At 60.8% G+C, this 13,644-nt stretch carries 12 protein-coding genes; 7 read left to right on the top strand and 5 right to left on the bottom strand.

The window, feature by feature from the left end; genetic code table 11:
- Positions 1–242: 242 nt before the first annotated feature.
- The 4 genes from NDI72_RS15365 (at position 243) to NDI72_RS15350 (ending at position 5,299) form a co-directional block, all read left to right on the top strand.
- Positions 243–1,373, top strand: a complete 1,131-nt coding sequence (locus tag NDI72_RS15365) for an outer membrane protein transport protein (protein WP_283800877.1) — start codon at positions 243–245, stop codon at positions 1,371–1,373.
- 249 nt (positions 1,374–1,622) lie between these two features.
- Positions 1,623–2,555 (top strand): TerC family protein, encoded by a 933-nt coding sequence (locus NDI72_RS15360; protein WP_206548870.1) that lies wholly within the window; start codon positions 1,623–1,625, stop codon positions 2,553–2,555.
- A gap of 229 nt (positions 2,556–2,784) precedes the next feature.
- The gene (gene ilvD, locus NDI72_RS15355; RefSeq protein ID WP_206546373.1) at positions 2,785–4,509 is read left to right on the top strand and encodes a dihydroxy-acid dehydratase; all 1,725 of its coding nucleotides are present in this window, start codon (positions 2,785–2,787) and stop codon (positions 4,507–4,509) included.
- Positions 4,496–5,299: a tetratricopeptide repeat protein gene (locus NDI72_RS15350; protein ID WP_113155487.1), complete on the top strand. Its 804-nt coding sequence runs from the start codon at positions 4,496–4,498 to the stop codon at positions 5,297–5,299. The genes ilvD and NDI72_RS15350 overlap by 14 nt, the downstream gene beginning before the upstream one ends.
- A 19-nt stretch (positions 5,300–5,318) precedes the next feature.
- On the opposite strand, the gene NDI72_RS15345 is transcribed toward NDI72_RS15350, so the two are convergent.
- The 3 genes from NDI72_RS15345 to NDI72_RS15335 all read right to left on the bottom strand — a co-directional run bounded on the left by NDI72_RS15345 (position 5,319) and on the right by NDI72_RS15335 (position 7,658).
- Complete coding sequence (locus NDI72_RS15345) at positions 5,319–5,606, bottom strand: hypothetical protein (RefSeq protein WP_206995016.1); 288 nt, start codon at positions 5,604–5,606, stop codon at positions 5,319–5,321.
- 97 nt (positions 5,607–5,703) lie between these two features.
- Entirely contained in the window at positions 5,704–6,495 is a 792-nt protein-coding gene (gene xth / locus NDI72_RS15340) for an exodeoxyribonuclease III (protein WP_283800876.1), read from the bottom strand.
- A gap of 95 nt (positions 6,496–6,590) precedes the next feature.
- Positions 6,591–7,658 (bottom strand): polysaccharide deacetylase family protein, encoded by a 1,068-nt coding sequence (locus tag NDI72_RS15335; protein WP_283800875.1) that lies wholly within the window; start codon positions 7,656–7,658, stop codon positions 6,591–6,593.
- 269 nt (positions 7,659–7,927) lie between these two features.
- On the opposite strand from NDI72_RS15335, the gene NDI72_RS15330 reads away from it, so the two are divergent.
- Entirely contained in the window at positions 7,928–9,307 is a 1,380-nt protein-coding gene (locus tag NDI72_RS15330; RefSeq protein ID WP_283800874.1) for a uracil-xanthine permease family protein, read from the top strand.
- 60 nt (positions 9,308–9,367) lie between these two features.
- On the opposite strand, the gene NDI72_RS15325 is transcribed toward NDI72_RS15330, so the two are convergent.
- Both NDI72_RS15325 and erpA read right to left on the bottom strand, forming a co-directional pair.
- Positions 9,368–9,808 carry a cupin domain-containing protein gene (locus NDI72_RS15325; RefSeq protein WP_224873587.1) on the bottom strand — a complete coding sequence of 147 codons (441 nt, stop codon included), beginning with the start codon at positions 9,806–9,808 and terminating at the stop codon, positions 9,368–9,370.
- A gap of 200 nt (positions 9,809–10,008) precedes the next feature.
- On the bottom strand, positions 10,009–10,359 hold the full coding sequence (gene erpA / locus NDI72_RS15320; protein ID WP_206546368.1) for an iron-sulfur cluster insertion protein ErpA: 351 nt from the start codon (positions 10,357–10,359) through the stop codon (positions 10,009–10,011).
- Between the two features lie 170 nt (positions 10,360–10,529).
- Here erpA and NDI72_RS15315 point away from each other — a divergent pair, with 170 nt between their 5' ends.
- Together NDI72_RS15315 and argS are read left to right on the top strand one after the other, a co-directional pair.
- Positions 10,530–11,750: a deoxyguanosinetriphosphate triphosphohydrolase gene (locus NDI72_RS15315; RefSeq protein WP_283800873.1), complete on the top strand. Its 1,221-nt coding sequence runs from the start codon at positions 10,530–10,532 to the stop codon at positions 11,748–11,750.
- A 67-nt stretch (positions 11,751–11,817) separates the two neighbouring features.
- Positions 11,818–13,575 (top strand): arginine--tRNA ligase, encoded by a 1,758-nt coding sequence (gene argS / locus NDI72_RS15310; protein ID WP_283800872.1) that lies wholly within the window; start codon positions 11,818–11,820, stop codon positions 13,573–13,575.
- Positions 13,576–13,644: the final 69 nt, after the last annotated feature.

The raw sequence follows: 13,644 nt of genomic DNA, 5'->3' as shown, positions 1-13,644 counted from the left end.
TGTTGCGCCTGTGCAACACTGGCGTCATTTGTGATGCTCACCATGTCAGAATGTGTCAGATTCAGGGGTTTTTTAAGGCATGGGCGGCAAGACTCAGGCTAACCGCAACCGCTGTCGCCTGCCTATTCAATAGGCGTATTACGTTGACGTAAGCGTGAGGTGCGACAAACTGTACAAAGGCCAATTGTGGTGGGGCATGGCGCTGCTATCCTCCCATCGGACAATTGGAGGAGAGGGTTCTCATGGGTTTTGTTCGCTTTGTTTCGGCAGCGTCCGTTCTGGCTGCGGCAATCGGCACAGCTCACGCTGGCGGTTTCTCGCGTGGTGTTGCAGACACTGAAATTCTCTACGAGGATGGGAATTTCAATATGCGTGCCGGGGCGATCATCGTGATCCCCACACAGAAGATTAAAACGGATGTAGGTGGTGCGACAAACACTGCGGTGGTCGGCACTGATTATCTGGAAACCTACGCGATCCCCTCTGGGGCCGTTAAGCTGAGCTTTGGCGAGCGTTTGGCATGCGCAGGTACCTATGTGGACGCCTATGGCGCGAAGTCGGACTATATTGCTCCTTTTGGACCGTCGTCAAAGGTCTCAGAGGATTTCACTGTGACTGAGTTTGGCGCGACGTGTGCTGCCTTCATGCCAATTGGCCCTGGACGGCTGGCTGTTCTTGGTGGTGCGTTTGTCGAGAAGTTTGATTACGCGCTTGCGGCGGCCCCGCTGGTTCGAGCGGGCGTTCGTATGCCCCTAGGTGTTGAGTTGGACAGCTCCGCCTATGGCTGGCGTGCAGGTATCGGTTACGACATTCCGGATATCGCGTTTCGCGCGCAACTGCTTTACCGTTCGGGCACAAAGCATGAAGCTGAGGGCGCAGCGACCCTTGGTGGCCGTCCCATCGGACCGGCGTTCGGCAGAGGAGAGCTGCCTCAGAGTGTCGAGTTGCGCATGCAATCGGGCATTGCGCCTGGTTGGCTGGCTTTTGGTTCGGTGAAATGGACCGACTGGTCGGTGAACCAGACTCTAGACTTGGTCACTGCATTGGCAGCTTCGAAGAACCAGTACTACTGGCGTGATGGTTGGACTGTCACCGGCGGTGTCGGTCATTCCTTCAATGAAAAGATATCGGGACTTGTTTCATTGCAGTGGGACCGTGGTGTTGCCACTGGATACGACTTCCGCTCTGACAAGTGGTTGCTGGCGGCCGGTCTTGCAGTCAAGGACGATCTCGGCGGCGAACTGCGCCTTGGTGCTGCGCTATCTTACCTGACATCGGCAAGCGCCTATGCAGCGGATTCTAATGAGCGGGGTGCTTCCGTGGATTCGGGTTGGGCCGGCATTCTTTCTGCCAACTATTCGGTGAAGTGGTAGCGCGTCGCGCAGACTGCTTTTCGAGACCCGGCTTCGGCCGGGTCTTTTTGTTTGGGGAAGGGGTGAAAATGCCATGCATTTTTGCATGGCTTGGGCGGTTCGGCGGATCCGAAGGCTTGTACTGCGCCGGATTTTGCAGCACATAAGAGGAAGTCACCCGGTCCGGGCCCCTCTGGCAGGCAAGGCGTTGCCTGTGATGTCGGATCGAACGACAACGCGCAAACGCGGCGCAAACCTCGTATCCTTCCAATGACAACCCATGATTGGCTCTGGCCCGGCTTTCTAGCTTTTGTGGCCGTTATTCTCTTTTTCGACCTTTTTGTCCTGCATCGCCGCGATCACGTGATCACCACGCGTGAGGCGATGAAAACCGTTGCCGGCTATGTGGCGCTCGCCATGGTCTTTGCAGCAGGCGTGTTCTACTTCGGCGGCAAGGACCGCGGCGCCGAATTTCTGACCGGCTATCTGGTCGAGCAGGCGCTTTCCCTCGACAACATTTTCGTCATCGCGCTCATCTTCACCTATTTCAAAGTGCCGTCGGAGGCCCAGTACCGGGTTCTCTTCTACGGCATTCTTGGCGCGATCGTGATGCGTCTCTCGCTGATCGTGCCGGGCGTGAAGCTCGTTGATCAGTTCATGGTGATCGGCATGGCGCTTGGCGCGCTGCTGGTTTTCTCCGGCTTCAAGATGATGACGTCCGACGACGAAATGGTGGACCCCGGCGAAAGCCGGATCGTGAAGCTGTTGATGCGCACCGGACGCGTGACGGAAGAGTATGAAGGCTCGCGCTTCCTGACGCGGCGCAACGGCCTTCTCTACATGACCCCGCTTTTCGTGGTTCTGGTCACGGTGGAGTTCACCGATCTCATCTTCGCGGTGGATTCGATCCCTGCGGTGCTGGCGATCTCGAACGATCCCTTCATCGTTTTCTCGTCCAACGTCTTTGCGGTGATGGGGCTGCGCGCCATGTTCTTCGTGCTTTCGGGCATGATGCGCAATTTCAAATACCTTCAGACGGGCCTGTCGCTCGTGCTGATGTTCATCGGCTTCAAGATGCTGATCGCGCACTGGATCAAGATCCCGTCGCCGGTGGCACTCTCTGTCACGGCGCTCCTGATCGGCGGGTCGGTCGTGATCTCCATCCTTGCGCGCAAGCGCGAAGAACAACGGGCTCGGTCCTGATTTGATGCTCCGGGGCAGGGCGTGTTTTCGCCCTGTCCGACACCCCGAAGTCTACGCACAGACTTCTGTGCCCATTTGGCAACAGTTTCTCAATAAGCATTCGGCTAAGACTAGCGTGGGACGGAACGTCAATTTCCCGCCATAAACCCGGCGCATCGAAAATGCTCGATGGCGCTCGGGATACAACCGAATGTTCAGGAGAATGCCGCGCGCTGCGGATGGGGTAGTTATGGACGCTAAAGCAATTTCGAAAGACAAACTTCCAAGCCGATACGTGACGGTGGGCCCGGCAAAGGCGCCGCATCGCTCCTATCTTTACGCCATGGGGCTTTCGGAGGACGAGATCGCGCAGCCGCTCGTGGGTGTTGCCACCTGCTGGAACGAGGCAGCGCCGTGCAACATTTCGCTTATGCGTCAGGCGCAGGTGGTCAAGAAGGGCGTTGCAGCCGCCCATGGCACGCCGCGCGAATTCACCACCATCACCGTGACCGACGGCATCGCCATGGGCCACCAGGGCATGAAGTCTTCGCTGGTGTCGCGTGAGGTCATCGCCGACTCGGTCGAGCTGACCATGCGCGGCCACTGCTATGACGCGATCGTGGGCCTCGCCGGCTGCGACAAGTCGCTGCCGGGCATGATGATGGCGATGGTGCGCCTCAACGTGCCGTCCGTCTTCATCTATGGCGGTTCGATCCTTCCCGGCAATTACCGTGGTCGCCAGATCACCGTTCAGGACGTGTTCGAGGCCGTTGGCCAGCACTCCGTCGGCTCGATCTCCGACGCCGACCTGACCGAAATCGAGCAGGCTGCCTGCCCGTCGGCCGGTTCCTGCGGCGCGCAGTTCACCGCCAACACGATGGCGACGGTTGCCGAGGCCATCGGCCTTGCGCTGCCTTATTCCTGCGGCGCGCCGGCTCCCTACGAGATGCGTGACCGGTTCAACTACGCCGCCGGCGAAAAGGTGATGGAACTCATCGCCAAGCAGATCCGCCCGCGCGACATCGTCACGCGCAAGGCGCTGGAAAATGCTGCTGCCGTGGTTGCCGCTTCGGGCGGTTCGACCAACGCCGCGCTGCACCTGCCGGCGATTGCCAACGAGGTCGGCATCGACTTCACGCTGTTTGACGTTGCCGAGATCTTCAAGAAGACCCCGTACATTGCCGACCTGAAGCCGGGCGGCAAATATGTGGCCAAGGACATGTTCGAGGCCGGCGGTATTCCGCTCCTCATGAAGACGCTTCTGGAGCATGGCTTCTTACACGGTGATTGCATGACGGTGACTGGCCGCACAATTGCCGAAAACATGGAGCATGTTCCGTGGAATGAAGAACAGGACGTCGTTCGTTCGGCGGATAACCCCATCACGAAGACCGGCGGTGTGGTTGGCCTCAGGGGCAATCTGGCTCCGGAAGGTGCAATCGTGAAGGTCGCCGGCATGAAGAATCTGGAGTTCACGGGCCCGGCGCGCTGCTTCGATTCCGAAGAGGAATGCTTCGCAGCCGTTCAGAACCGGAACTACAAGGAAGGCGAAGTGCTCGTCATCCGTTATGAAGGCCCGAAGGGCGGACCCGGCATGCGCGAGATGCTTGCCACCACGGCCGCACTTTACGGTCAGGGCATGGGCGACAAGGTTGCGCTCATCACCGATGGCCGTTTCTCCGGCGCAACGCGCGGCTTCTGCATCGGCCATGTCGGGCCTGAGGCTGCGGTCGGTGGACCGATCGGTCTGCTGAAGGATGGCGACATGATCACGATCAATGCCGTTGACGGCACGATCGACGTGGCGCTCAGCGATGAAGAACTCGCAGAGCGCGCCAAGGATTGGAAACCGCGTGAGACAGACTATCAGTCGGGCGCGATCTGGAAGTATGCCCAGACGGTTGGTCCGGCTCGCGATGGCGCGGTGACCCATCCCGGGGCTAAGAAAGAAACGCACTGTTATGCGGATATTTGAAGCAGGGAAAACAGCTGTTCTTGCCGGCCTGGTAGCGTCCTTCGTGGCGCTACCGGGAGCCGCTTACGCGCTCGACGAGAACGCCGTGATCCAGGAGCCGGAGAAGCGCAGCCCGTGGGCCGTGTTCCGCTTCGGCTTCTCTGCCTACAAGCGCGGCGAAAAGCAGGAAGCCGTCGAGGCCTACCGCTACGCCGCTGAAAACGGTCAGGTCGGCGCGCGCTGGAAACTGGCGCGCATGTATGCCGAAGGCGATGGCGTTGCGCGCAACGACTACGAAGCCTTCAAGTTCTTCTCTGCGGTTGCGCAGCAGGAAGTGCGTCCGGGCAGCCCCGACGAGACCTACATTTCCGATGCGCTTGTGGCGCTTGGCAAATATCTCAAGGCTGGCATTCCCGACAGCCCGATCCGCGCCAATCCGCTGGCCGCGCAGGAACATTTCATGCGTGCGGCTGCGACCTATCGCAATTCCGAGGCGCAGTATCAGGTCGGCAGAATGTTCCTGAACGGCGAGGGCGTTGCACAGAGCGTGCAGCAGGCCGCCCGCTGGTTCCAGCTGGCTGCTGAAAAGGGCCATTCCGGCGCGCAGGCGATGCTCGGACACATCCTGTTCGAGAGCGGGCGCGTGGTGAAGGGGCTGGCGATGATGACCGCTGCGCTCGACCATGCGGCACCAAACGACGTGGGCTGGATCCGCGGTATGCAGGAGCAGGCCTTTGCGCTGGCCGGCGAATCGGATCGCCGCACGGCAATCGCACTGGCGCATGATCTGCGCGAAAACGGCTTCGACTGAAGCATGAAACCCGGCGGGGCTATTTCCCGCTGGTTGCGGCGCTGAGCCGCGTGACTGTCGGATCAGACAGTTTCTCTGGAAGCCTTGCCGTCTCAACGCAGGGGCGATCCAGAACCTTCCATGAAGAATTGTTGAGCACCATCTCGCAGCGCGCGAGGCGCGGGCCGTCCGGCATTGCCAGACAGGCCGTTTCGCCCTGCGCGAAGGTCTTGCCATTGGCGCGGCACGCACATTCGGGCGCAGCAGATGCTGCGACCGGCAGGCAGAGTGTTGTCGCCAGTGCGACGACCGGGAAGGACCGGAACATGCCCATAACCCGCAAATGATAGCACGCAAGCGCGGCGCGGGCCATCAAGCGGCTTTGAGGGGCTGGACCCCAAGGGGCAGAATGCGGGGCGTTTGCCTCAGGCGGGGTTGAGCTTCAGATTGACAACCACGGGCACGTGATCGGACGGCTTCTCCCAGCCGCGCGTGTGCTTTTCCACCGTGACGGTTCCCAGATGGTCTGCCGCCTCTGGCGACAGCATCAGGTGATCGATGCGGATGCCGTTGTTCTTCTGCCAGGAGCCACCCTGATAATCCCAGAATGTGTAGACGCCGGCTTGATCATTGACGGCGCGCAGTGCGTCCGTGAAGCCGAGTGCGCCGAGACGACGGAAGGCCTGGCGGCTTTCGGGCCTGAACAGGGCGTCACCCACCCAGGCGTCCGGGTTTTTCGCATCTTCGGGCTCGGGAATGACGTTGTAGTCGCCGGCAAGAACGAGCGGCTCTTCGAGTTTCAGGCGCTCTGCGCTCCAGCGCTCGAGCCGCTCCATCCAGCCAAGTTTGTAGGGGAATTTCTCGGTGTCGACGGGGTTGCCGTTTGGCAGGTAGAGCGACACGACCCTGAGAACGCCCTTGTCGGTGGAGAAGACGCCTTCGATAAAGCGGGCCTGTTCGTCGCTGTCATCACCGGGCAGGCGGCGGTTGACCTCGTCGAAAGGCAGTTTGGAAAGAATGGCGACGCCGTTAAAGCCCTTCTGGCCATGGGTCTCGACATTGTAGCCGAGCGCCTCGATGGCCTCGCGCGGGAACAGTTCGTCGACGGATTTGATCTCCTGCAGGCAGGCGATGTCCGGGCTGGACTCGCTGAGCCAGTGCAGCAGATTGTCGATGCGCGCCTTGACGCCGTTGATGTTCCAGGTAGCGATCTTCATGGGGGCCCTTCCACAGCTCAACCTCTTCTTAGGTTGGACGGGAAGGGGCCGCAACCGCCTTGTGCAGGATACTGACAGACCATGCCTTGCGCGCTCTATTGCGCGGCCGGGTTGCCTCGCAGGCGGAAGGGCAGACCGGAGAGAAGCGCCTCGACATAGCGGCGGCGCTGATAGAACCCGTTGAGCGAGACACGGGGCAGTGCTGCGAGCGCGTCGCGTGCGCCGGGCGAGAGCAGACCGGGCTGCGTGGTGACCGCAGCGGCAAAGCCCGCCTGTTCGACGGCGGCGATTTCACGTGCGCCGACGGCGGACGGATAGCCATAGGGATAGGCGAAGGTCGTGGGAGAGGCACCTACATAGCCGCGAAGCTTCGAGGCGGAGGCGGAAAGCTCCTGATGGAGGCGGGCGTCATCGACCTTGCGCAGATTGGCGTGGGTCAGCGTGTGTACGCCAAAACGGGCAAGCGGATCGCCTGCAAGAGCAGCAAGCTCATCCGCGCTCATGGTAAGGCGTTCGGTGATCTCCAGCGGATTGACGCCGTGGGCCAGCGCAAGATCGTCCAGCAGCGCGATTGCCGCGTCTTCGTCCTGCGCATCCGTCACGAGACCCGACAGCCGGTCGAACAGGGCAATCTTGGCCATGCGGGTGCCGGCGCTCGCGCGCTCATTGATACCGATGCGCGAGAGGTCGACCGTCTCGCAGCGCATGGTGATTTCCTGCGCCGTCTTCCACCAGATCGAGCGGCTGCGCTCGACGAAGCCCGAGGTGATGAAGATCGTGTAGGGAATGCCGTGACGCTGGAACACGGGCGCGGCAAAGCGGGCATTGTCGCGATAACCGTCATCGAGCGTGAAAGAAACATAGCGGCGTGTGTCGCTCTCGTCGGCCAGGCGTTCGGGCAGGTCTTCGAGCGCGATGGGGATGAGCCCCTGCATGCGCGCGGCGTTGATCGCTTCTTCAAGAAAAGCGGGCGTGATGCTGAGCCACGCATTGGGCGTCCAGCCTGGCGGCGTCTGCGGATCCACGTGATGCAGGGCGAAGATGACGCCGCGTGCCGGCGTTTTCGATGGCAGGCCTGTCCTTAGGGCAATGGCTGAACCTTCCAGGCCGGCCCGGATCAACGCGTAGCGAGCGGATCTCTTGAGGGCTTGGAGTGGCAGCATCAGGCGTTCGGCGTCTTTCCGCGGGCTGGCATTGATTTTGAACGGTGGGACCGGGCTCATGTGAGCCCGGTCCGGTCAGGGCTGGGAACAAGGCGATCCAAACAGAAAAAGCTGAAGAATTTCCTTCGCGAAAAGCTTCAATGTTGCGGACGCTTACTGTTTGAATCCGTGTCTGTCTTTCAAAAAATTATAGATAGTTGCGCGCCCCATTGTGCCCGATGATTTCAAGAAAAGATTTCAGAAAATCTGAAACACAACCGGGGAACGAAATGACACAGACAATGGAGCGCGCCGGCGATGCTTTATCGCGGGCCGATTTGAGCAATCCAGATTATACGCCACCGCTGATGCAGGCGGTGCCGCTGGGCATTCAGCATGTGCTGGCGATGTTCGTTTCGAACGTCACGCCGGCCATTATCGTGGCGGGAGCGGCCGGTTTCGGTTTTGGCTCCAACTCGCCCGATTTTCCGAATTTGATCTACATGATCCAGATGGCGATGCTGTTTGCGGGCATCGCGACGCTGTTTCAGACAATTGGCATGGGCCCGGTGGGCGCAAGGCTGCCGATCGTGCAGGGCACGAGCTTCGCCTTTCTGCCGGTGATGATCCCGGTCGTGGCCGGGCAGGGCGTGGCCGCCATGGGCGCGCTGATGGGCGGTGTCGTGATCGGCGGCATTTTCCACTTCTTCCTGGGCAGCTTTGTCGGACGCCTGCGCTTTGCGCTGCCGCCGCTGGTGACCGGCCTGATTGTTCTCATGATCGGCCTGTCGCTCATTCAGGTGGGCATCCAGTATTCGGCAGGCGGCGTGCCGCTGATCGGCAAGCCGGAATATGGCAGCCTTCAGAACTGGAGCGTGGCGCTGGTCGTGGTTGTCGTGACGCTTCTGCTAAAATTCTTCGCGCGCGGCATGTGGTCGATTGCAGCCGTGCTTCTGGGGCTCATCGCCGGCTATGTGGTGGCGCTTGCCATGGGGATGGTGAGCTTCTCCAATGTTGGCAATGCATCCTGGGTGGCGGTTCCCGTTCCCTTCAAATGGGGCTTTGAACTGGCTGCGCCCGCAATCATCGGCATGTGCTTCATGGCGGTCATCTCGGCCATCGAGACCGTGGGGGACGTGTCGGGCATCACCAAGGGTGGTGCGGGCCGTGAGGCGACGGAGAAGGAAATCTCCGGTGCGACCTATGCGGATGGTCTTGGAACAGCCATTGGCGGCATTTTCGGCGGTCTGCCGAACACCTCGTTCAGCCAGAATGTCGGCCTGATCTCGATGACGGGCGTGATGAGCCGGCATGTGGTGACCTGCGGCGCGATTTTCCTGATCGTCTGCGGTCTGATCCCCAAGGTGGGCGCAATCATCTCGACCGTGCCGATCACGGTGCTGGGTGGCGGCGTGATCGTGATGTTCGGCATGGTTGCGGCAGCGGGCATCAACATGCTTTCGGAAGTGAACTGGAACCGCCGCAACATGGTGATCTTCGCCGTGTCGCTTTCGGTCGGGCTCGGGCTTCAGATGGAGCCGGCAGCACTCCAGCACCTGCCGAAGACGGCGCAGATCCTGCTGACCTCCGGCCTGTTGCCGGCGGCATTCCTGGCCATCGTCCTTAACCTGATCCTGCCTGAAGAGGTCGGGGGCGAGAACGAAGCGTAAGCCGCACGCGTCTTCGGGGGCTTGCTCCCGAAGACGCAAAATGGTCGGGGCCGCGCGCCGTCAGGGGCGGATGACGGGCGGCGTTTCTGCGTTGCCGATGAAGACGGCGAGAATGCGGGCCGGCTTGTCGCCCACCACGCGGCCATTGTGCCAGGTGTTGAGCGCTTCGATGAAGCTGTCGCCGGCCTTGAAGGTCTTCTCTTCCTCGCCTTCGTACTGGATGGCGAGTTCTCCTTCCAGAATGTGACCGAACAGGGGAACCGTGTGCATGTGACGCCCGGTTTCCTCGCCCGGCATCAGCGTGACCACGACCGCCTTCAGCTCGGCCTCGCCATTCGGGTAGATGAGCTTCTGATCAAGGATGGTGCTCTTCGTGTCGAGGAGCGGCTGGACCCGCTGATAATCGGCCTTCGGAGCCTGATCGTCGGCGCGGGCGGGTGTGTGCATTGAGGCCAGCAATGCGGGGAGTACAAGAAGCCCCGCCATATCTCGTCTGTTCATGAAATATCCTTTTAAAACAAATATATACTTGAATAAAAATACCTCATTGAGGCGGTCGCCCTTGTAACGGGTTCAGCCTCTGCGTCAATCGGGTTTTGGCTGTGACAGAGCGCCCACGGAAAGAATGCGCCGGAAAATGCGCACGAAAAAAAGCGCCGCGCAGGGGGCGCGACGCTTTTTTTCTGAAAGGGATTTTTGGATCAGATGGAGAAACTGGTTCCGCAGCCGCAGGAGGCGACGGCGTTCGGGTTTCTGATCTGGAAGGACTGGCCGATCAGATCGTCGACAAAGTCGATGACCGAGCCGCCCATATAGACCAGCGAAAGATCGTCGATCAGGACGGTGGCTCCGTCCCGCTCGATGGCGTGGTCGTCCTCATTGCGCTCACCGACCAGGTCGAATGCATAGGAGAAACCGGAGCAGCCGCCGCCCTCGACGGACACGCGCAGGGCGATCTTGCCCGGCTCGTCCTTGAGGATGCTGGTAATGCGCCGGGCCGCAGCCTCGGTCAGTTCAACGCTCTTCATTTCCGTTCCCGCGTCCATGCCCATGGTGGTTGTCCTGACGGTCACCTTGCGTTCGTGTTCATTGAATAGGTATGAAGCCGCAGGCGGCAAGTCAACCTGAGCAACGCAGTCGGGTTTGTCCGAGTGGTGCGGTTGGGGTTGAAACAGCAACAGCGGCAGGCCTGAAACGGTCTGCCCCAACGGTGTGGCGGATCATGAACAGTGAACAGGGTTTGCGGGACATCGGCTTCGGGTATCGGCCAAGGGCGGTTTACGCCACGGACCCGGCGGCCTCGCGCGGGCGGCTTTTTCCAGAACCGGAAAGCCCGACACGAACACCTTTCCAGCGTGACCGCGACAGGATCATCCATTCGACCGCTTTTCGCCGGCTGAAGCACAAGACGCAGGTTTTCATCGCCCATGAGGGCGACCATTACCGCACGCGGCTGACCCATTCCATCGAGGTGGCGCAGATCGCCCGTGCTCTGGCGCGGGCGCTGTGCTGTGACGAGGATCTGGCGGAAGCCATCGCGCTGGTTCACGATTTCGGCCACACGCCATTCGGCCATACGGGCGAAGATGCGCTCGACGAATGCATGGCGCGCTGGGGCGGGTTTGATCACAACGCACAGTCGCTGCGGATCGTGACGGAACTTGAGAACCGCTATGCCGAGTTCGACGGGTTGAACCTTTCCTGGGAAACGCTGGAAGGGCTGGTGAAGCACAATGGCCCGCTGATGGATGCACAGGGCAGGGGGCTCGAGGGGCCGGTGCCGCAGCCCATTCTGGATTATGTGGCGCGGCACGATCTGGAGCTGGCGCGCTATGCGGGCATCGAGGCCCAGTGCGCGGCCATTGCCGACGACATTGCCTATAACGCGCATGACATCGATGACGGTTTGCGCTCGGGCCTGCTCACGCTCGACATGATGGCGGGCGTTGGCCTGCCGGGAAGAATTCTGAGCGCGGTTGAGGAACGCTATCCCGATCTCGATCCGGTGCGGCGCGGGCATGAGCTGATGCGCCGGCAGATCACGGTGATGGTCGAGGATGTGATCGTGGCGTCAAGGCAGCGTCTGGAAGAACTGAAGCCCGCGAATGCGGACGATGTGCACGATGCGGGACAGACGATTGTGGCCTTCTCCGACGGCATGGCGGCGGATGAAAAGGAGCTGAAGCGCTTCCTTTACGCCAATCTCTACCGGCATGAGACGGTTGTGGCGGTGCGGGCCAATGCCGACCGCATCGTGAAGGACCTGTTCGACGCCTATTTCGACAATCCACGCCAAATGCCGGAGGGCTGGCGCGAGGGGCTGGATGTGGCGCAAGACGCTGAAAAGGCGCGGCATGTGGCCGATTTTCTGGCCGGCATGACCGACACCTACGCGGTGAAGGAACATCGACGTCTGTTTGACCAGACTCCTGAATTGAGCTAGTGCCAACCGCAATTCCGCCACCGGGCGGACGGTACCTTTCAACCGAACCTTTTTCAGGACATCGTCCATGAACATTTTCGCCGATTTTTCGGATCGGGTCGCAAAGACCATTGAAGCCCTTGGCCTGCAGGCCAGCAACGGTGAGCCGCTTGACCTTTTGCGCGTTGCCGTGGAGCCGCCGCGAGACGCCAGCCATGGCGATGTGGCGACCAATGCAGCCATGGTGCTGGCGAAGGCCGTTGGCGACAATCCGCGCGCGCTGGGCGAGAAGATCGCCAAGGCGTTCGAGGCCGATCCGGATGTGGCGGTTGCCTCCGTGGCCGGTCCTGGCTTCGTGAACCTGAAGCTGAGCGACAGCTTCTGGCAGGCGCGGCTTGGCGAAATGCTCGACCTGGGCACGAATTATGGCCGTTCGCAGCTCGGCAGGGGCGAGAAGGTGAACGTGGAATATGTGTCGGCCAACCCGACCGGCCCGATGCATGTGGGCCATTGCCGCGGCGCGGTGGTTGGCGATGCGCTGGCCAATCTGCTCGATTTCGCCGGTTATGACGTGGTGCGCGAGTACTACATCAACGATGCGGGCGTGCAGATCGACGTGCTCGGCCAGTCGGTCATGGTGCGCTACCGCGAGGCCCTTGGCGAGAACATCGGCGAAATCCCCGCAGGTCTCTATCCGGGCGATTACCTGAAGCCGGTCGGCAAGGCGCTGGCGGACGAATATGGCACCCGGCTTCTGGAAATGCCGTCCGCAGACGCGATGGTGATCGTCAAGGACAGGACGGTCGAGAGCATGATGCAGATGATCCGCGACGATCTCGCCGCGCTGAACATCCGCCACGACGTGTTCTTCTCCGAACGTTCGCTGCATGAGGGCAATGGCGGGGCGATCCGTTCCGCGATCAACGATCTGACCATGAAGGGCCATGTCTACAAGGGCAAGCTGCCGCCGCCGAAGGGGCAGAAGCCGGAAGACTGGGAAGACCGCGAGCAGACCCTGTTCCGCTCCACCGAAGTGGGCGATGACATTGATCGTCCGCTGATGAAGTCGGATGGCAGCTTCACCTATTTTGCCGCCGACGTGGCCTATATGAAGGACAAGCTGGATCGTGGCTTCGAGCATATGATCTATGTGCTGGGCGCTGATCACAGCGGTTATGTGAAGCGGCTTCAGGCCGTGGCGCGGGCGCTGGCCGAAGACAAGGTGGAGCTGACGGTGCTGCTTTGCCAGCTCGTGAAGCTGTTCCGTGGCGGCGAGCCGGTGCGCATGTCCAAGCGGGCAGGCGAGTTCGTGACCCTGCGCGAGGCGGTGGACGAGGTCGGGCGTGATCCGATCCGTTTCATGATGCTCTATCGCAAGAACGATGCGCCGCTCGACTTCGACTTCCAGAAGGTGACCGAGCAGTCCAAGGACAATCCGGTCTTTTACGTGCAGTATGCATCTGCGCGCAGCCACTCGGCTTTCCGCCAGGCGAGCGACCAGCTGGGCATTGCGGAATTCGGCCGCGAGGAGATGAAGGCGCAGCTTTCGAAGCTTTCCGACGAGGGCGAAATGGCGCTTGTACGCAAGCTCGCCGAGTACCCGCGTCTGGTCGAAAGTGCAGCCCAGGCGATGGAGCCGCACAGGCTGGCATTCTACCTCTACGACCTGGCGAGCCTCTTCCACGCTCAGTGGAATCGCGGCAGCGAGACAGACGACTTACGTTTTGTTAAGGTTAACGATCCAGAATTGACCTACGCCAGACTGGGTCTGGTGCAGGCAGTTCGTGATGTACTCACATCCGGACTTGCGTTGATCGGGGCCGAGGCGCCTTCAGAGATGCGCTAATCTCATCCCGAAAGGGGTGCGATCGTCTGTCACCTTTTGCCCACATTGCGCTGGTACCCGACAATTGTA

The sequence above is a fragment of the Nitratireductor sp. GZWM139 genome, assembly GCF_030068685.1.
Taxonomy (GTDB): Bacteria; Pseudomonadota; Alphaproteobacteria; order Rhizobiales; family Rhizobiaceae; genus Nitratireductor; species Nitratireductor aquimarinus.
This window is presented reverse-complemented; position numbering and strand designations above follow the sequence as displayed.

Excerpts from the sequence above, each read along its gene's own strand:
- NDI72_RS15360 (WP_206548870.1), top strand. The coding sequence starts at position 1,623 with ATGACAACCCATGATTGGCTCTGGCCCGGCTTTCTAGCTTTTGTGGCC.
- NDI72_RS15315 (WP_283800873.1), top strand. The coding sequence starts at position 10,530 with ATGAACAGTGAACAGGGTTTGCGGGACATCGGCTTCGGGTATCGGCCA.
- xth (WP_283800876.1), bottom strand. The coding sequence starts at position 6,495 with ATGAAGATCGCTACCTGGAACATCAACGGCGTCAAGGCGCGCATCGAC.
- erpA (WP_206546368.1), bottom strand. The coding sequence starts at position 10,359 with ATGGGCATGGACGCGGGAACGGAAATGAAGAGCGTTGAACTGACCGAG.
- NDI72_RS15350 (WP_113155487.1), top strand. The coding sequence starts at position 4,496 with ATGCGGATATTTGAAGCAGGGAAAACAGCTGTTCTTGCCGGCCTGGTA.
- NDI72_RS15330 (WP_283800874.1), top strand. The coding sequence starts at position 7,928 with ATGACACAGACAATGGAGCGCGCCGGCGATGCTTTATCGCGGGCCGAT.
- ilvD (WP_206546373.1), top strand. The coding sequence starts at position 2,785 with ATGGACGCTAAAGCAATTTCGAAAGACAAACTTCCAAGCCGATACGTG.
- NDI72_RS15345 (WP_206995016.1), bottom strand. The coding sequence starts at position 5,606 with ATGTTCCGGTCCTTCCCGGTCGTCGCACTGGCGACAACACTCTGCCTG.
- NDI72_RS15325 (WP_224873587.1), bottom strand. The coding sequence starts at position 9,808 with ATGAACAGACGAGATATGGCGGGGCTTCTTGTACTCCCCGCATTGCTG.
- NDI72_RS15365 (WP_283800877.1), top strand. The coding sequence starts at position 243 with ATGGGTTTTGTTCGCTTTGTTTCGGCAGCGTCCGTTCTGGCTGCGGCA.
- NDI72_RS15335 (WP_283800875.1), bottom strand. The coding sequence starts at position 7,658 with ATGCTGCCACTCCAAGCCCTCAAGAGATCCGCTCGCTACGCGTTGATC.
- argS (WP_283800872.1), top strand. The coding sequence starts at position 11,818 with ATGAACATTTTCGCCGATTTTTCGGATCGGGTCGCAAAGACCATTGAA.